This window comes from Micromonospora sp. NPDC023814, assembly GCF_040639595.1.
Classification (GTDB): Bacteria; Actinomycetota; Actinomycetes; order Mycobacteriales; family Micromonosporaceae; genus Micromonospora.
The window spans coordinates 61,877-78,852 of the sequence record NZ_JBFAAF010000012.1; the positions used below are offsets into that span (position 1 = coordinate 61,877).

Below are 16,976 nucleotides of genomic sequence, written 5' to 3' on the forward strand. Positions count from 1 at the left end.
ATCAGGGAACGGCCCCGGCCCTTCCCCGGAACCCGTACGCGGCCTGAACGGCGGTCCGGCCGGGCGAGCCCGGCCGAAACCGGCGCGTCGGGAGGGCGATCCCCGACCGGCCGGGGCCGACGCGCCGACGGCGACCCGGAAAACGCCTCGGGGTCATCCCCGAAGGGCCCCCCGGGGGCGGGGCTGACAGCGCGGGCAACTGTACGACGAACGGTTCATGAACGCCTCCCGACGCACGGGCGCGCCGCAGCGGTGGCACGGCAGGCCCTCCCGGCCGTAGACGTTCAGCGACCGGTCGAAGTAGCCGCTCTCCCCGTTGACGTTGACGTAGAGGGCGTCGAAGCTGGTGCCGCCGGACTTGATCGCCTCGGCCAGGACGTCCCGGACGTGGCCCAGCAGCCGCAGCGCGGCCGGGCCGGTCAGCGCGTCGGTGGGGCGGGCACCGTGCAGCCTCGCCCGCCACAGCGCCTCGTCGGCGTAGATGTTGCCCACCCCGGAGATCAGCGTCTGGTCCAGCAGGGCGCGCTTGACCTCCGTACGCCGCCGGCGCAGCGCGGCGGCGAACCCCGCGTCGGAGAACTCCGGGTCCATCGGGTCGCGGGCGATGTGCGCGATCTCCGCCGGCAGCTCCGCGCCGCCCGCGGAGACCGACAGCCCGCCGAACGTGCGCTGGTCGACGAAGCGCAGCTCCGGCCCGTCGTCGGCGAAGCGGAACCGGACGCGCAGGTGCGTCTCGTCGGGCGCGTCGGCCGGCTGCACCAGCAGCTGGCCCGACATGCCCAGGTGCCCGACGACGGCGTCCCCGCTGTCCAGCGGCAGCCACAGGTACTTGCCCCGCCGGCGCACGTCGCGCACCGTCCGGCCGGCCAGCACGTCGGCGAAGTGCCCGCCGCCGGGGGCGTGCCGGCGCACCGCGCGGGGGTGGTGCACCTCGACGGTGGCGATCCGCCGGTCGGTGACCCACCGGGCCAGCCCCTGCCGGACCGTCTCGACCTCCGGCAGCTCAGGCACGGCCCAGGCCCGCCTCGACCTCGGCGCCCGCCGCCCCGGCGGCCGCCTCGGCCCGCTCCTGCTCGGCCCGCTCGGCCTGCTCGGCCCGCTCCTGCTCGGCCTGCTCGGCCTGCTCGGCCTGCTCGGTGAGCGTGCGCCAGGCCGCCTCGGCGGCCCGCTGCTCGGCCTCCTTCTTGCTCCGCCCGTCGGCCCCGCCGTAGCGGTTGCCGGCGACCACCACCCAGGCGGTGAAGGTCTTGAGGTGGTCCGGCCCGGTGCCCTCGATGCGGTACTCGGGCACACCGAGCCCCAGCGCCGCGGTCAGCTCCTGGAGGCTGGTCTTCCAGTCCAGGGCGGCGCCCCGCCCGGCCGACTCGGCCATCAGCGGGTCGAACAGCCGGTGGATGACGATCGCCGCGGTGTCCAGACCGTACTGGAGGTAGATCGCGCCGAGCAGCGCCTCCAGGGTGTCGGCGAGGATGCTCGCCTTGTCCCGGCCGCCGGTGGTCTCCTCCCCCTTGCCGAGCAGCAAATAGGCGCCGAGCCCGTCCGGGCCCAGGCCGCGCGCCACGTCGGCGAGGGCGCGCATGTTGACCACGCTGGCCCGCAGTTTGGCCAGCTGCCCCTCGGGCAGGTCGGGGTGGTTGTGGAACAACGCGGTGGTGATCACCACGCCGAGCACCGAGTCGCCGAGGAACTCCAGCCGCTCGTTGGTGGGCAGGCCGCCGTTCTCGTACGCGTACGAGCGGTGGGTCAGCGCGCGCTCCAGCAGCTCCGGATCCAGGCTGACGCCGAACGCGGCTTCCAGGTGACCGACGGACGCCCGCCGCCGCTTGTCGTTGCTCATGATGTGGGTACCTCGGTGTCGGTGGTGCGGTCGGTGCATTCCTCGCGGTCGCCCGCCTCGGCGCCGTCGAGCAGCGCGCGGACCTGGTCGGCGGCGCGCCGCCGCCAGAGATGGGCGGCCAGGGCGATGCCGGCGGCGACGTCCTCGGGACGGGCCGCGCCGTGGCAGACGACCACCGTGCCGGCCACCCCGAGCAAGGCGGCCGCCCGGGGGGCGCCACCGCCGGGCGGGGGCCCGCCGGCCATCGCGTACGCGCCCTCGATCGCCTTGAGCAGCACGTTACCGGTGAAGCCGTCGGTCACCACCACATCCGCGCGCGCGCCGAGGGAGACGTCGTACCCCTCGACGAGGCCGACGTAGCGACCACCGCAGGGCAGCGACGCGGCGGCGAGGACGGGATCGGCGAGCCTGCGGGCACGGTCACCCTTGCCGGCCTCCGTGCCGACCGAGAGCAGCCCGACGCGCGGGGTCCCGACGGCGTGCGCCACCGCGGCGTAGGCCGCGCCGAGGACGGCGTGCCGGGCGAGGGTGGCCGGGCGCGGCTCGAGCGAGCCGCCGACGTCGAGCAGGACCACCGGGCCCGCGACGGCCGGCAGGGTGGCGACCAGCGCGGGACGGCGTACGTCCGGCCAGCGGCCGAGGCCGAGGGCGACGGCGGTGACGGTGGCGCCGGTCGAGCCGGCGGAGACGAGGGCGTCCGCGGCGCCGTCGCGAACGGCGTGCACAGCGGCGCGGACGGTGCTGTCGGAGCGGGCGGCCACGGGGTGGTCGGCCATGCTCACGGCGGTGCGGACCGGCCGGACGGCGACCCGCGCGCGCTGCGCCGGGTCGAGGGCGTGGACCACCTCGCCGGCGGCCTCGACCGGGCCGACGAGCAGCAGGTGCAGGTCGGGATCGGCGCGCACGGCCCGCAGAGCGCCGTCAACCACGACGTCGGGAGCGTCATCCCCGCCGAGGAGGTCAACGGCGATCCGCGCGGTGCCCGGCTCCGCCGCGACGCCGGCCGGACCAGGCCGGCCGGCGTCGGTGGGAGCCGGGGCACCGGGCGTTCGCCAGGGTGCGCGCGCCGCCCGACCTGCGGTCGGGGGCGTCACTCGGCGTCCAGGTCAGACCTCGAGGACCTGGCGGCCGTTGTAGGTGCCGCAGACGGAGCAGGCGGCGTGCGGCAGCTTGGCGGACTTGCACTGCGGGCAGGCCACGGTCGCGACCACGGCAGCCTTCCAGTTCGCCCGGCGGGCGCGGGTGTTGCTGCGCGACATCTTGCGCTTGGGGACGGCCACGGTTCCTACTCCTCTTTACGGGTCAGTTGCGACAGGCCCGCCCATCGCGGGTCGATCTGCTGGTGACTGTGGTCGGCCGGCAGATCGTCCCAGTGCACCCCGCAGTCGGGGCACAAGCCTGGGCAGTCCTCCCGGCAGAGCGGGTTGGTCGGCAGCGCGAGCACCACCGCATCCCGCAGCGCCGGCTCCAGGTCGATCAGGTCTCCCTGCATCCGGCCCACCTCGTCCTCGTCGGTCGTGGAGTCCGTGGTGCTGTTCTCGTACGCGTACAGCTCCTGGATCCGCACGGCCACCGAGTCGTTGATCTCGCGCAGGCAGCGGCCGCACTCGCCCCGCACGGGACCGGTGACGGTCCCCGAGACGAGCACGCCCTCGGACACCGACTCCAACCTCAGGTCGAGGTCGAGGTCCGCACCCTCCGGCACGCCGATCAACTCCACGCCGAGGTCCGCCGGTGCCGGTGCCACCCGCTTGACCGTACGCAACGCACCAGGCCGGCGCGGCAGCTCCCTCGCGTCGAGGACCAGCGGCGACCTGGGGTTGAGTGTGGAAGGCGTGTGCTTGGGCATAGTCAGACTCCGGCCGGTGAGAGGCCGACAAAAAAGGTTACCTGGGCGACCGCCGGACCGTCGAACCGGGGGCGACGCCCGCCCCGTCCGTCGGCTGGTGAGGTGCCGTTCAGAAGGGTAGCGGGCGTTCCGCCTCGTCCCCAGCGAAGGTGCCGATCTCCCGCAGCGCGTGCATCTTGTCCCGGCCGCGCTCTATCGAGGCCAACGCCCGGGTAAGGAACTGCTCGAAGTTGGCCAGCGCGGTGTCGACGTAGTCGTCGACCTCCTCGCGGAGGCGCTGCGCCTCGGCCCGGGCCTCGGCGATGATCCGGGCGCCCTCGTGCTCGGCGGAGACGGTGATCTCGTTCACCGAGACCAGGCGGGCGTGTTCCGCCTCACCCTCGCTGATGATCCGGTCGGCCTCCCGCTTGCCGGCCTCCATGATCTTGTCCCGCTCCTCCAGCAGCGCGACGGCCTTGCGCACCTCCACCGGGAGTTCGGCGCGCAGCTCGTCGAGGGCCGCGATGAACTCGCCCCGGTCGACCATGCAGTTGTTGCGGGACATCGGGACGGAGCGCGCCTGCTCCACCATGGCGATCAGTTCGTCGATGCGATCGAGCGAGTCCACCGGTAGCTCACTCCTGTCGTTCGTCGGGCCGACCTACATGATGCGGGCTACGGCCGGGTTCCCGCTCCACACATCATGTCGCGCCACGGCCACACCGCGCCTCTCACCCCGCCCCGGCGCGTCGTGCCGCCCGTCCCGCCGACCCCGACGGGGCGGGCGGCGGGCAGGAGCCGGCGGACGGTCGGGGCCGGCGCGCGCCCGACCGCCCGGTGGCGCGGCGGAGGTCAGTCGCGGGCCGGCGGCGCGAGGCGGGCCCGCAACTCCTCCCGGACCCGGTCGGGCACGTGGGCGGAGATGTCGCCGCCCCACTTCGCCACGTCCTTGACCAGGCTGGAGGAGAGGAACGAGTAGAGCGGGTTGGTCGGCATGAACAACGTCTCGACGCCGGCCAGGCCGATGTTCATCTGCGCCATCTGCAGCTCGTAGTCGAAGTCGCTGACCGCCCGCAGGCCCTTGATCAGCACGCTCGCCTGCTGCGCCCGGCAGAAGTCGACCAGCAGGCCACGGAACGACTCGACCCGGACGTTGTCGTAGGAGGCGGTCACCTCGCGGAGCATGTCGATGCGCTCCTCGACGGTGAACAGGCCGCTCTTCGACTGGTTCACCAGCACGCCCACGATCACCTCGTCGAACAGGCGACTCGCCCGGCCGATGATGTCGAGGTGTCCGTTGGTGACCGGATCGAACGAGCCGGGACACACCGCACGTCTCATGATCGGCGACCGTACCAAAGGGTGGTCTCGCCGTACCGGCGGCTGCGCTCGCCGGTGACACCGTCCACCCACCCGACCGGCCCGGTGCGGCTGGACCGCTCCACCACGACCAGGGCGTCGGGGGCCAGCCAGCCGCCGTCGACCAGCGCGGCGAGCATCGCGGTGACCTCCGCGTCCGACACCGCGTAGGGCGGGTCGGCGAAGACCACGTCGTACGGGTCGCCGTCCGGGCCGGCCGCCAGCACCGTGGCCACCTTGCCGGCGACCAGGCGGGCGGCCGGGGCGGCGCGCAACGCCGCGACGTTCTCCCGGATCACCCGGGCCGCGCGCGGGTCGGACTCCACCAGCAGCACGTGCGCGGCGCCCCGGGAGAGCGCCTCCAGGCCGACCGCGCCGGACCCCGCGTAGAGGTCGGCGAAGCGGGCGCCCGCCAGGTCCACCTCGGCCTGCACCGCGCTGAACAGCGCCTCGCGGACCCGATCCGAGGTGGGCCGGGTGCCCGCCCCGGGCGGGGCGGCGATCCGGCGCCCGCCGAGCGTCCCGGCCACGATCCGGGTCACCGTCTCCTCCTCCTGCTCATGCGCACGACGCTACGCGACGCGCCGGCGGCCGACGCCCGCCCGGTGCACGCCACGGCCGCGACCTGCGCCCGCCGGCGCCGACACGGCAGGGGTCAGCCCTTCTCCAGGTATTCCGCGCGTTCCTCGTCGACCAGCGCCGCCACCGAGGCCGCCAGCGCCGGGTGCCGCGCCAGCTCCGGATCGTCCTCGACCAGGGCGATCGCCTCGGCCCGAGCGTCCCGGATCAGGTCGGCGTCGCGCAGCAGCGACAGCAGCCGCAGGTGCGACCGCCGCCCCGACTGGGTGGCGCCCAGCACGTCGCCCTCGCGCCGCTGCTCCAGATCCAGCTCGGCGAGCTTGAACCCGTCCGTCGTGGAGGCGACCGCGTCGAGCCGCTCCCGCGCGGACGCGCCCTCCAGCGCCTCGGTGACCAGCAGGCAGAGCCCGGGCGCCGAGCCCCGGCCGACCCGGCCGCGAAGCTGGTGCAGCTGGGACACGCCGAACCGGTCGGCGTCGAGCACGATCATCACGGTGGCGTTCGGCACGTTGACGCCCACCTCGACCACGGTGGTGGCGACCAGCACGTCGACGTCGCCGGCGGCGAAGGAACGCATCACCGCGTCCTTCTCGTCGGCCGGCAGCCGGCCGTGCAGCACGCCGATCCGCAGGCCGTGCAGCGGCCCCTCGGCGAGCAGCGGCGCCACCTCGGTGACCGCCATCGGCGGCCGCCGCCCGTTGTCGTCGACCGGCGGCGGCTCCTCCTCACTGGCCGGGCCCTCCCCGATGCGCGGGCAGACCACGTACGCCTGGTGGCCGGCGGCCACCTCCTCGCGCAGCCGCCGCCAGGCCCGGTCCAGGAAGGCCGGCTTCTCGGCGGCCGGAACCACGTGCGAGGCGATCGGCGAGCGGCCCTGCGGCAACTGGGACAGGGTCGAGGTCTCCAGGTCGCCGTAGACCGTCATCGCCACCGTGCGCGGGATCGGGGTGGCCGTCATCACCAGCACGTGCGGCGGCTGGTCGGCCTTGGCGCGCAGCGCGTCGCGCTGCTCGACGCCGAACCGGTGCTGCTCGTCCACCACCACCAGGCCCAGGTCGGCGAAGTCGACGCCCTCGTAGAGCAGGGCGTGGGTGCCGAGCACGATGCCGGCCGCCCCGCTGGCCACCTCGGCCAGGGCGCGCCGGCGGGCCGCCGCGCCCAGCGAGCCGGTGACCAGCTCGACCCGGGTGGCGTCGTCGGCCGCGCCCAGCTCGCCGGCCCGGCCGAGCGGCCCGAGCAGGTCGAGGATGCCCCGGTGGTGCTGCGCGGCGAGCACCTCGGTCGGGGCCAGCAGCGCGGCCTGCCCGCCGGCGTCGACCACCTGGAGCATCGCGCGCAGCGCGACCACCGTCTTGCCGGAGCCGACCTCGCCCTGGAGCAGCCGGTGCATCGGGTGGGCGGTGGCCAGGTCCGCCGCGATCTCCACCCCCACGTCCCGCTGGCCGGGGGTCAGCTCGTACGGCAGCCGGGCGTCGAACGCGTCGAGCAGGCCGCCGGGCTTCGCCGGACGGGGCCGGGCCGGCCACGCGGCGGCCCGGTGCTTGCGCTGCACCAGGGTGAGCTGCACGGCGAACGCCTCGTCCCACTTGAGCCGCCGGCGGGCCCGGTAGAGCGCCTCCTTGCTGGACGGCCGGTGGATCTCGCGCAGCGCGACGTCGATGCCGGCCAGCTTGCGGCTCGCCCGCAGGGTGGCGGGCAGCGGGTCCTCCGGCGGGGTGAAGGTGTCCAGCACCACCCGGACGCAGCGCGCGATCACCCAGGTGGGCACCGCCGCGGCGGCCGGGTAGACCGGGATCAGCGCGCCGGCGAACTCCTCGATCTCCTCGCTGGCCGCCACCTCGCCGTCGCCGCCCTCGCCGAGCAGGACGTACTCCGGGCCGTTGAGCTGCCGCTTGCCCCGGAACTCGGTGACCTTGCCGGCGAACAGCCCCCACCGGCCGGGGCGCAGCTCCCGCTCCCGCCACGCCTGGTTGCCGAAGAAGGTGAGGGTCAGGGTGCCGCCCGAGCCGTCGCCGACCGTCACCTCCAGCAGGTTGCCCCGGCGCTGGCGCATCGGGCGTACGGCGGTGCGCTGCACCTGGGCCAGCACGGTGACCTGCTCGCCGACGTCGAGCGAGCGGATGTCGGTGTGCTCGCCGCGCTCGTCGTAGCGGCGCGGGAAGTGGTAGACCAGGTCACCCGCGGTGTGCAGGTCGAGGTGGCTCGCGAGGGCCTTCGCGGTCTTCTCCCCGACCAGCTTCTTCAGCGGCGTGTCCACCGTGCACGGCTCGGACGTCATTCGACCCCCACCAGGAGCGGATAGTACGGCTGCCCGCCCGGGTACGCCTGCACCTCGACGAACGGCCAGCGCCGGGCGACGTGCTCGCGGACCGCCTCGGCCAGCCCGGCCGGGGCGTCCGCCCCGGAGAGCAGGGTGACCAGCTCGCCGCCGCCGCCGAGCATCCGGTCGACCACGGCGGCGCAGGTGTCGGCCAGGTCCGACCCGATCAGGTGCACCTCGCCCTCGACCAGCGCCAGCACGTCACCGGGGCGGCAGGGGCCGGCGACGGTCAGCGCCTCGCGGCTGGCGTGGCAGACCTCGGCGTAGCGGCAGGCGCCGGCCGCCTCCGCCATCGCGATCACGTCGTCCTCGAAGCGGCGGGCCGGGTCGCGCACCGCGAGGGCGGCCAGCGCCTGCACCGGGGACCGGGTGGGCACGACGCTGACCTTGACGCCCAGCCGGTGCGCCTCCTTGGCGGCGGCGCTCGCCACCGCCTGCGTGTTGGGGTCGTTGGGCAGCACCACCACCCGGGCGGCGCCGGTCGCGCGGATCGCGTCCAGCAGCTCGCCCGTGGACGGGTTGCCGGGCACCACCGTGGCGCCCTCACCGGCGACGAGCTCGGCGATGCCCGCGCCGGCGGCCACCACCACCGCCGCGCGGCCGTCGCGCGCCATCGGCGGGGCGAGGGCCGCCTGGTCGGCGAAGCGGGTCACCGAGATGCGGTGCGGCCGGCCGGCGACCACGCCCGCCTCGATCGCCGCGCCCACGTCGTTGACGTGCACGTGCACGTTCCAGGTGCCCGCACCGACGCTCCCGTCGCCGACGACCACGAGCGAGTCGCCCAGGGCGGCCAGCTCGGCCCGCAACCGGCCCACCGCCTCGGGCGCGGCGTCGAGCAGGAACTGCACCTCGTAGGCGTACTCCTCGGAACCGGTCTCGCGGACGGCGGTGGCCGGCGGGCGGGCCGCACGCGGCGCGGGCGCGGGACGCTCCGGGCTCTCCCCCGTGACGACCTCGACCAGGGCGTCGAGCAGCAGGCAGAGGCCCCGGCCGCCGGCGTCGACCACGCCGGCCCGGGCCAGCGCGGGGAGCTGCTCCGGGGTGCGCGCCAGCGCCCGCGCCGCCTCGCCCGCCGCCGCCCGGGCGACCGCCCGAAGGTCGTCGCTGTCCGCCCGCTCGGCGGCGCGGGCCGCGGCGGCGACGACGGTGAGCAGCGTGCCCTCGACGGGGCGGGCGACCGCGGCGTAGGCAGCCGTGGTCGCGTCGCGCAGCGCGGCGGCCAGCTCCCGCCCGCGCACCGCGGGCACGGCGGCGACCGCGTCGGCGAAACCGCGCAGGATCTGCGACAGGATCACCCCGGAGTTGCCTCGGGCGCCGAGCAGCGCGCCCCGGGCCATCAGCCGCAGCGCGTGCCCGTGCGGGGTGGGCCCGTCCTCCGGGAGGGTGCCGAGGTCCATCGCCAGCGCCTGCTGCGCGGAGGTGAGGGTGAGCACCAGGTTGGTGCCGGTGTCGCCGTCGGGCACCGGGTAGACGTTCAGGTCGTCGATCTCGCCCTGGTGCCGCCTGAGCGCGGCCAGCCCGCCCGCGCACCAGCGGCGGACCGCGGCGGCGTCGAGGGTGTCCAGCACGGCGAGAAGCCTACTGGCGGGCACCGACGCGCGCCGGGGTCGCCGGCCGTCCGGCGGCGTGTCCGGCCCGGCGCTCCCCGGCCGCCCGTCACGTCGGCACCCCGACGAGCCGGCGCGGCCCCGGCCCGCTGGTCGGGGGTCGCCGGCTCCGGTGGCCCCGGCCGGCACTACCCTCGTGGTCGCGTCCCGTCGTACGGTGCTGCCGGAAGGGACGGCGCCGACCGGGCGCCCGCGCCGCGCCGTGCCGGCCCCGCCCCGGGGCACCGCCCGGGGCCGGTTGGTCGGGTACGCGGGTCATCGGGTAACCTGGCCAGGTTGCCCGGGCAGCGCCTGGCGGCGACCTCATGAACGTTTCAAACCCAGGAGTATCCCGTGGCTAGCGTGTGCGACGTCTGTGGCAAGGGACCGGGCTTCGGCCACAACGTGTCCCACTCGCACCGGCGGACCAACCGCCGCTGGAACCCGAACATCCAGTCGGTGCGTACCCCGGCCGGTGGCGGGAACACCAAGAAGATGCAGGTCTGCACCTCGTGCATCAAGGCTGGCAAGGTCACCCGCGCCTGACGCGGTAGGCCCCAGCTTCACACTCGTCATTGCCGGCGGGCCCTCGTGGGCCCGCCGGCTCTGTCGTGTCCGGGGTTGCCGGCCTCGTGCCGGGTCCCGGCGACCCCGCGTCGTGCCGGGTCCGGCGGCCCCGCCTCGTGTCGTCCCGGCGGGTCCGGGCCGGTTCGTGTCGGTTCCGGCGGGTCGGCTGACGGGTACGCGACCGCCCTTCGACGCGCGGCGCGGGCCCGGTTAGGGTCTGCGTGCGCCGCGAGTCCGGGTCGGGCCGGCGCGGGGAGCAACCGAGCGCGGAGGACGACTCGTGCAGCTTGATCTAGGCCAGGACGAGATGGTCATCGTCGGTGCCTCCCTCGGGATGCTGCGCTGGTTCAGCGAGGAACTGCCCGCGGACAGCGTCGTCCTCGTCGAGGAACCCGACGTCATCGAGCGCCGAGGGCTGGAACGGTTCGCCCGCGAGATGCCCTTCATCTCCCGCGTGGTGCCCGCCGAGTACCAGATCGGCTTCGACGCCGCCGCGCTGGTCGCCCGGGAACCCGGGCTGGCCGCCGCCCGGCTGGTCATGCCCGGCCTCGAGTACGCCGTCGGGGCCACCGCCCGGCTCGCCGAGGCGCTCGGCCTGCCCGGTGCCGGTCCGGCGGCGGCCGACGTCTTCTCCGACAAGCACCGGATGCGGCTGCTCGCCGCCGAGGCCGGCCTGGCCAACCCGGCCTTCGCGCTGGTCGACTCCGCCGCCGGCGCGGCCGAGTTCGCCCGGCGGCACGGCGGCCGGTGCGTGCTGAAGCCCACCCGCCGCTCGGGCAGCCTGGGTGTGCAGATCATCGCCGACCCGGCGGAGGTCGCCGGGGCGTGGGCGGGCACCGCCTCGCCCGAGGACCCGCCGGAGGCGACCGGCCGGGGGCTGCCCACGGGCGTGCTCGTCGAGCAGGTCGTCGACGGGCGCGAGCACAGCGTCGAGCTGCTCGTCGCCGACGGCGAGGTGATCTTCGCCAACGTCACGGACAAGCGGGTGCTCCCGGGGCGCTCCCCGGTGGAGACCGGCCACACGGTGCCGACCGCACTGCCCGACCCCACCCGCCGGGAGCTGGTCGAGGTGGCGACCCGGCTGGCCGCCGCCGCCGGCTTCCGCACCGGCACCCTGCACAGCGAGTGGATCGTCGCCGACGGGGTGCCGACGCTGGTCGAGTGCGCCGCCCGGCTGCCCGGCGACATGATCACCGCGCTGCTGTCGATCGCGTACGAGTGCGGGTTCGTCGAGGCGTACCTGCGGACGCTGCGCGGGGAGCGGCCGGCCCTGCCGGCGCGGCCGACCGGCGCGGCGGCGGTCGAGTTCCTGCTGGCCGCGCCCGGTACCGTCACCGCCGTCGACGGGCTGCGCGCGGCCCGCCGGGTGCCCGGCGTGCTGGAGGTGCAGCTCGACGTGGCGGTCGGCGACACCGTGACGGAGGTGACGTCCTCGCTGCGGCGCAGCGGTCACCTGCTGGCCTGGGGCGCCGACCCGGCCGAGGCGACCGGCGCGGCCGGCAAGGCCGCCGAGCAGATCCGGTTCACCACCGCCTGATCGTGCCGCGCCGGCCCGGCGGGTTTCCCGGCCGGGCCGGGAGCCGCCGCCGGGTGCGACGGCTCAGCGGGTGCGACGGCTCAGCGGGTGCGACGGCTCAGCGGGTGCGACCGCAGGAGAGGGCTCAGAGGGTGCGGCCGAACGAGAGGCAGCCCGGGGCGTCCTGGTAGAAGCCGAAGTTCGGGATCCGCTCGTAGCCGGCCGCGGTGTACATGGCGATGGCCTCGGGCTGCTTGTCGCCGCACTCCAGGACGATCCGCTTGCGCCCGTGCTCGCGGGCCGAGCGCTCCACGGCGGCCAGGACCGCCCGGGCCACGCCCCGGCCCCGGGCCGCCGGGGCGGTGTACATCCGCTTCAGCTCGGCCGTGTCGCCGTCGTCGCCGTGGCTGCGCCAGCCGCCGCAGCCGACCGGTTCGCCGCCGAGGTGGGCGACGAGGAAGGCGCCGGCCGGCGGCACGAACTCGCCCGGGTCCACCGGGGTGTCGTCGCCGCTGCCGCCGTACCGGGCGCCGAGGTCGGCCAGCGCGGCGCGGATCAGCCGCTGCGCGACCGGCGAGTCGAAGCGCGCGGCGCGGATCTCGATCTCACTCACGGCGTAAAGGGTACGACCAGCGCCGGCCCTTACCGGAAGTGGTCCCAGCCGGCGGGCCCGTCGTACGGGGCGCCGTCGACCGTGACACCGGAGCCCGCCGTCACCCGCCCGATCGGGCGCCAGTCGGGCGGCAGCGCCACCGCCGGCGGGAAGGTCGCGGCCAGCGCGTGGTCCTCTCCCCCGGCGAGGAGCCAGGAGTACGGGTCGACCCCGAGGGCCTGGGCCGCGTCGCGCATCTGCCGGGGCACCTCGAACGCGTCCCGGCGCACGTCCACGGCGACCCCGCTGGCCTTCGCCACGTGCCCGACGTCGGCGAGCAACCCGTCCGACACGTCGATCATCGAGGTGGCGCCGAGCCGGGCCGCGTGCGGCCCGGCTCGGTAGGGCACCTCCGGCCGCCGGTACGCCTCCACCAGCAGCCGCGGGGTGCGGAAGCCCCGGGAGAGCACCGTCAGCCCGGCCGCCGCGTACCCGGTCCGGCCGGCCAGGGCCAGCACGTCCCCGGGTCGCGCACCGGAGCGCGTCACCGGCGGCCGGCCACCGAGGTCGCCGAGGGCGGTGACCGCGATCGTCAACGTCGGGCTGGCCGACATGTCCCCGCCCACCACGCTCGCGCCGACCTTCGCCGCCTCGGCGCCGAGCCCGTCGGCGAGTTCCTCGGCCCACCCGATCTCCAACTCGGGCGGCATGCAGAGCGCGACCAGCAGCGCGGTCGGCTCCGCCCCCATCGCGACGATGTCGGCCAGGTTCGCCGCCGCCGCCCGGTGGCCGACGTCACGCGCGGCGGACCAGTCCCGCCGGAAGTGCCGCCCCTCCACCAGCACGTCCGTCGAGGCCGCGACCCGGGCGTCCGGGGCGGCCACCACCGCCGCGTCGTCCCCGGGACCGAGCAGAACGTTCGATCCGTACGACAACCGGGCGGTCACCCGGTCGATCAGGCCGAACTCGCCGACCCCCGCGACACTCATGCCGCCCCTCCGCCGCGCTCGCTCACCGCTTCTCCTTGACCACCGATAGGGATCAGACCTGGTCCGTAAGGTACTTTCTCCCTTCGGGCCGCCCCGCAGGCGGCGACGGACGGAGGTCGAGTCGTGGTACAGGCGTACATCCTCATCCAGACCGAGGTCGGTCGCGCGCGCGACGTGGCCGGTCTCATCGCGGACCTTGCCGGCGTGGTGCGGGTCGACGCCGTCACCGGGCCGTACGACGTGGTCGTGCTCACCGAGGCGAACACCGTCGACGAGCTCGGCAAACTCATCGTCAGCAAGGTGCAGATGGTGCCCGGCATCACCCGCACCCTCACGTGTTCGGTGGTGCGCCTGTAAGTGGACAAGATTACTGACTCTCCCGTGACCGATTCCGCCCAGGCGGACGAGGCCGCCCCCGACCGCCCGGCCCAGGACCGGACGACCCGGAGCGCCGCGCTGATCGCCACGCTGGTCGCGCTGCCGATCACCGCGCTGGTGGGCGTGCTCGCCTTCGTCCAGCTTTCCCCGGACGAGCCGGCCGAGCCGGCCGCCGCGCCGAGCCCGACGGCAAGTGCTCCCCGCGCCCAGTCCACCGCTCCGGTCGAGATGGCCGCCCCGGCGCTGGTCGAACGGCCCGCCACGGTCTGCCGGGCGCTGCTCTCCCAGTTGCCGCCGACGGTCAACGACCTCGCCCAGCGCCCGGTCACCGCCGGCCCCGAGCAGAACGCCGCGTACGGCGACCCGGCGCTCACGCTGGCCTGCGGCGGCGCCGAGCCGACCGTCGGCGAGACGGACGACGTGTGGACGGTCAACAAGGTCTGCTGGTACGCCCAGGAGGAGACGGACGCCACCGTGCTCACCACGCTGGACCGGGAGACCGCCGTGACGGTCCGCGTGCCGCGGTCGTACGGGCAGGCGTTGCAGTGGGTCTCCCCCATCTCGGAGACGATCGTGGCCTCCGTGCCCTCCGGCGGCGACACCCCCCGGGGCTGCCAGGGCTGACGGCCCCACCACCCGGAAGGGTCCCTCCCCGACGCCAGTCGTTAGGAAGGGACCCTTCCTATGCATCAGGCGTTAGGAAGGTGCCCTTCCTTACAGGTCAGTGCAGGCCGACGCCGCGGTGCAGGGCGGTGCGGATGAGGCGGTTGACCAGCTTCGGGTACTCCAGCCCGGACGCCGCCCACATCCGGGGGAACATCGACGTCGAGGTGAACCCCGGCATCGTGTTGATCTCGTTGAGGTAGACGTCCAGCTCCGGGGTGACGAAGAAGTCGACCCGGGCCAGGCCGGCGCAGTCCAGCGCGGTGAAGGCGCGGACGGCGTACTCCTGGACCTGCCGGGTCACCCGCTCGGGCAGGCCGGCGGGGATGTCGTACTCGCAGGCCTCCTCGGAGTCGATGTACTTCGCCTCGAAGTCGTAGAAGTCGTACTCGCCGACCACCCGCACCTCGGCGAGCACCGACGCCTCCGGCGCGCCGCCAGCCTCGCCCTCCAGCACGCCGCACTCGATCTCGCGGCCGACGACCGCCCCCTCGACCAGCACCTTCGGATCGATCTGACGGGCGGTGGCGACGGCGGCGTCCAGGTCCGCCCAGTCGGTGACCTTGGTGATGCCGAACGACGAACCGGCCCGGGAGGGCTTGACGAACACGGGCAGGCCGAGCCGCTCCTTGTCCGCCTCGCTCAGCGTCATCCCGTTGCGCAGCACCGCGTACGGGCCCACCGGGATGCCCTCGGCGGCGCAGAGCTTCTTGGTGAACTCCTTGTCCATGGCGGCGGCGGAGGCGAACACGTTCGCCCCGACGTACGGGATGCCGGCCATCTCCAGCATGCCCTGGATGGTGCCGTCCTCCCCGTACGCGCCGTGCAGCACCGGGAAGACCACGTCGACGTCGGCGAGCGCCCGGGGACCCTCGGCCGGGTCGAGCACCATCAGCCCGTTGCCGGTCGGGTCGGCGCGCAGCACGATGTCGGCGCCGGACTCGGCGGTGATCTCCGGCAGCCGGCGCGCGTTGATCGCCAACTGGGCCGGGTCGCCGCTGGTCAGCACCCACTGCCCGGCCCGGGTGATGCCCACCGGCACCACCTCGAACTCGTCCGGGTCGAGGGCGCCGAGCACGCTGCCGGCGCTGACGCAGGAGATGCCGTGCTCCGGGCTGCGGCCGCCGAAGACGATCGCCACGCGGGTCCTGCCTGGGGTGGTCACTCCGGTCACCTCTTCGTACGCGACTGCTGCGCCGGTGGTGGCGCTGACCCGGTTGACCTTACTGTGCGTGGCGGGCCTCGGCTGCCGATACCCGGGGGACAGGCGACAGGACGCGGCAATCGGTCAACAAAGGATATACGTTGCGTAATCGCCCGCGCGGAGATCCGGGGCGGTGACGGCACCGGACGCCCACTACGCTGCTCGTCCTATGAGCGCTGATCCCCTCATCGAGTCCCTGACGGCGGCCCTGGACGCCCGCCCCGACGACCTGCCGCTGCGACTCCACCTCGCCTCGCTGCTGCTGGACGCCGGCCGGGCCGGGGAGGCGATCGCGCAGGTCGGTCAGGCGCTCGCCCGGGATCCGGGCAACGACCAGGCACAGGCCCTGATGCAGCGGGCGCTGGGCGGTTCCGTACCCCCGCCGCCGGCGCCGGCCCCGGCGGGCCCGCAGCCGCCGGCGCAGCGCCCGGCGCCGGCCGGGCCCGGCGGCCCCGCCGCGACCGCCGGTCACGACCCGCTGGCGGCCTACGAGCAGGAGCTGGCCGACCTCGTGCCGCCGCGCTTCGCCCGCGCCGGCGACGAGCCGGAGCCGGTGACCGGCGACTCCGACCGGGTGTACGACGTGGAGACCTCCGGCATCCGGCTGGCCGACGTGGGCGGCATGGCGGCGGTCAAGGAGCGGCTGGAGCTGGCCTTCCTCGGCCCGCTGCGCAACCCGCAACTGCGCAAGATGTACGGCAAGAGCCTGCGCGGCGGCCTGATGCTCTACGGCCCACCCGGCTGCGGCAAGACCTTCCTGGCCCGCGCGGTCGCCGGTGAGATGGGCGCCAAGTTCATCTCGCTGTCGATCGTGGACGTGCTGGACATGTGGATGGGCAACTCGGAGCGCAACCTGCACGAGCTGTTCCAGGCGGCCCGCCGCAACGCCCCCTGTGTGCTCTTCCTCGACGAGGTCGACGCCCTCGGGCACAAGCGCTCGCAGGTCGGCTCCAGCTCGATGCGGACGCTGGGCAACCAGCTGCTGGCCGAGCTGGACGGGATGGAGGGCAGCAACGAGGGCGTCTTCGTGCTGGCCGCCACCAACACCCCGTGGGACGTCGACCCGGCGCTGCGCCGCCCGGGCCGGCTCGACCGGGTGGTGCTGGTGCTGCCGCCGGACGCGGAGGCGCGGGCGTCCATCCTGGAGTACCACCTGCGGGAGCGGCCGATCGCCGGGATCGACCTGCGGAAGATCGTGGCGGCCACCGAGGACTACTCCGGCGCCGACCTGGCCCACCTCTGCGAGACCGCCGCCGAGTACGCGATGGCCGACTCCGTACGCACCGGCGAGGTACGGATGATCGAGCAGCGGGACCTGGAGCGGGCGGTGAAGGAGGTCCGGCCCTCGACGAAGCCGTGGATGGCCACCGCCCGCAACGTGGCGATGTTCGCCAACGAGGGGGGCGTCTACGACGACCTGGTGGCCTACCTGAAGCGGCGCCGGATGCTGTGACGCCGGACGGCCCGACGGGGCGCCGGGCCGCGCCTCTCCGCCGGGCCGGGCCTCCGGCCGGGCGGGCCGTCCGCCCGGCGGGGCCGTCTCCCGGCCGCGCCGCCC

The 16,976-nt window shown here is 75.2% G+C and carries 18 protein-coding genes; 5 read left to right on the top strand and 13 right to left on the bottom strand.

The window, feature by feature from the left end; genetic code table 11:
• Window positions 1–153 precede the first annotated feature (153 nt).
• The 10 genes from mutM to AB0G14_RS09050 all read right to left on the bottom strand — a co-directional run bounded on the left by mutM (window position 154) and on the right by AB0G14_RS09050 (window position 9,491).
• Complete coding sequence (gene mutM / locus AB0G14_RS09005) at window positions 154–1,011, bottom strand: bifunctional DNA-formamidopyrimidine glycosylase/DNA-(apurinic or apyrimidinic site) lyase (protein WP_357695284.1); 858 nt, start codon at window positions 1,009–1,011, stop codon at window positions 154–156.
• Window positions 1,004–1,837 (bottom strand): ribonuclease III, encoded by an 834-nt coding sequence (gene rnc, locus AB0G14_RS09010; RefSeq protein ID WP_357695286.1) that lies wholly within the window; start codon window positions 1,835–1,837, stop codon window positions 1,004–1,006. Before rnc ends, mutM begins: the two co-directional genes overlap by 8 nt.
• Window positions 1,834–2,808: a phosphate acyltransferase PlsX gene (locus AB0G14_RS09015; RefSeq protein ID WP_357695413.1), complete on the bottom strand. Its 975-nt coding sequence runs from the start codon at window positions 2,806–2,808 to the stop codon at window positions 1,834–1,836. The genes rnc and AB0G14_RS09015 overlap by 4 nt, the downstream gene beginning before the upstream one ends.
• Before the next feature lie 135 nt (window positions 2,809–2,943).
• Window positions 2,944–3,117, bottom strand: coding sequence for a 50S ribosomal protein L32 (gene rpmF, locus AB0G14_RS09020; protein ID WP_091096818.1), 174 nt, complete (start codon window positions 3,115–3,117; stop codon window positions 2,944–2,946).
• Window positions 3,118–3,122: 5 nt separating this feature from the next.
• Window positions 3,123–3,686: a YceD family protein gene (locus AB0G14_RS09025; protein ID WP_357695289.1), complete on the bottom strand. Its 564-nt coding sequence runs from the start codon at window positions 3,684–3,686 to the stop codon at window positions 3,123–3,125.
• Between the two features lie 109 nt (window positions 3,687–3,795).
• Window positions 3,796–4,293 carry a hypothetical protein gene (locus tag AB0G14_RS09030; RefSeq protein WP_350680447.1) on the bottom strand — a complete coding sequence of 166 codons (498 nt, stop codon included), beginning with the start codon at window positions 4,291–4,293 and terminating at the stop codon, window positions 3,796–3,798.
• Window positions 4,294–4,517: 224 nt separating this feature from the next.
• Window positions 4,518–5,006 (bottom strand): pantetheine-phosphate adenylyltransferase, encoded by a 489-nt coding sequence (gene coaD / locus AB0G14_RS09035; RefSeq protein WP_350704816.1) that lies wholly within the window; start codon window positions 5,004–5,006, stop codon window positions 4,518–4,520.
• Entirely contained in the window at window positions 5,003–5,566 is a 564-nt protein-coding gene (gene rsmD / locus AB0G14_RS09040; protein WP_357695292.1) for a 16S rRNA (guanine(966)-N(2))-methyltransferase RsmD, read from the bottom strand. Before rsmD ends, coaD begins: the two co-directional genes overlap by 4 nt.
• Before the next feature lie 113 nt (window positions 5,567–5,679).
• On the bottom strand, window positions 5,680–7,881 hold the full coding sequence (gene recG, locus AB0G14_RS09045; RefSeq protein WP_357695294.1) for an ATP-dependent DNA helicase RecG: 2,202 nt from the start codon (window positions 7,879–7,881) through the stop codon (window positions 5,680–5,682).
• The gene (locus AB0G14_RS09050; RefSeq protein WP_357695296.1) at window positions 7,878–9,491 is read right to left on the bottom strand and encodes a DAK2 domain-containing protein; all 1,614 of its coding nucleotides are present in this window, start codon (window positions 9,489–9,491) and stop codon (window positions 7,878–7,880) included. The genes recG and AB0G14_RS09050 overlap by 4 nt, the downstream gene beginning before the upstream one ends.
• A gap of 372 nt (window positions 9,492–9,863) precedes the next feature.
• On the opposite strand from AB0G14_RS09050, the gene rpmB reads away from it, so the two are divergent.
• Together rpmB and AB0G14_RS09060 are read left to right on the top strand one after the other, a co-directional pair.
• Window positions 9,864–10,055, top strand: coding sequence for a 50S ribosomal protein L28 (gene rpmB, locus AB0G14_RS09055; protein WP_088963534.1), 192 nt, complete (start codon window positions 9,864–9,866; stop codon window positions 10,053–10,055).
• A 301-nt stretch (window positions 10,056–10,356) separates the two neighbouring features.
• Entirely contained in the window at window positions 10,357–11,613 is a 1,257-nt protein-coding gene (locus AB0G14_RS09060) for an ATP-grasp domain-containing protein (protein ID WP_357695298.1), read from the top strand.
• Between the two features lie 124 nt (window positions 11,614–11,737).
• Here the strand turns inward: AB0G14_RS09060 and AB0G14_RS09065 are convergent, their stop codons facing one another.
• Both AB0G14_RS09065 and AB0G14_RS09070 read right to left on the bottom strand, forming a co-directional pair.
• Window positions 11,738–12,205: a GNAT family N-acetyltransferase gene (locus AB0G14_RS09065; protein WP_357695300.1), complete on the bottom strand. Its 468-nt coding sequence runs from the start codon at window positions 12,203–12,205 to the stop codon at window positions 11,738–11,740.
• Between the two features lie 29 nt (window positions 12,206–12,234).
• A complete protein-coding gene (locus AB0G14_RS09070; RefSeq protein WP_357695302.1) occupies window positions 12,235–13,173 on the bottom strand; it encodes a thiamine-phosphate kinase in 939 nt (312 codons plus the stop codon).
• Window positions 13,174–13,296: 123 nt separating this feature from the next.
• On the opposite strand from AB0G14_RS09070, the gene AB0G14_RS09075 reads away from it, so the two are divergent.
• A complete protein-coding gene (locus AB0G14_RS09075; protein ID WP_013284547.1) occupies window positions 13,297–13,530 on the top strand; it encodes an Lrp/AsnC ligand binding domain-containing protein in 234 nt (77 codons plus the stop codon).
• The gene (locus tag AB0G14_RS09080; RefSeq protein ID WP_357695304.1) at window positions 13,531–14,175 is read left to right on the top strand and encodes a DUF3515 family protein; all 645 of its coding nucleotides are present in this window, start codon (window positions 13,531–13,533) and stop codon (window positions 14,173–14,175) included.
• A gap of 97 nt (window positions 14,176–14,272) precedes the next feature.
• Here AB0G14_RS09080 and AB0G14_RS09085 read toward each other — a convergent pair whose 3' ends face one another.
• The gene (locus AB0G14_RS09085) at window positions 14,273–15,379 is read right to left on the bottom strand and encodes a D-alanine--D-alanine ligase family protein (RefSeq protein ID WP_357695306.1); all 1,107 of its coding nucleotides are present in this window, start codon (window positions 15,377–15,379) and stop codon (window positions 14,273–14,275) included.
• A 208-nt stretch (window positions 15,380–15,587) separates the two neighbouring features.
• Here AB0G14_RS09085 and AB0G14_RS09090 point away from each other — a divergent pair, with 208 nt between their 5' ends.
• On the top strand, window positions 15,588–16,871 hold the full coding sequence (locus AB0G14_RS09090) for an ATP-binding protein (RefSeq protein WP_357695308.1): 1,284 nt from the start codon (window positions 15,588–15,590) through the stop codon (window positions 16,869–16,871).
• Window positions 16,872–16,976 lie beyond the last annotated feature (105 nt).

Bases quoted from the DNA above. Each gene is read 5' to 3' on its own strand.
- rnc (WP_357695286.1), bottom strand. From the start codon at position 1,837: ATGAGCAACGACAAGCGGCGGCGGGCGTCCGTCGGTCACCTGGAAGCC.
- AB0G14_RS09025 (WP_357695289.1), bottom strand. From the start codon at position 3,686: ATGCCCAAGCACACGCCTTCCACACTCAACCCCAGGTCGCCGCTGGTC.
- coaD (WP_350704816.1), bottom strand. From the start codon at position 5,006: ATGAGACGTGCGGTGTGTCCCGGCTCGTTCGATCCGGTCACCAACGGA.
- recG (WP_357695294.1), bottom strand. From the start codon at position 7,881: ATGACGTCCGAGCCGTGCACGGTGGACACGCCGCTGAAGAAGCTGGTC.
- AB0G14_RS09070 (WP_357695302.1), bottom strand. From the start codon at position 13,173: ATGAGTGTCGCGGGGGTCGGCGAGTTCGGCCTGATCGACCGGGTGACC.
- AB0G14_RS09090 (WP_357695308.1), top strand. From the start codon at position 15,588: ATGAGCGCTGATCCCCTCATCGAGTCCCTGACGGCGGCCCTGGACGCC.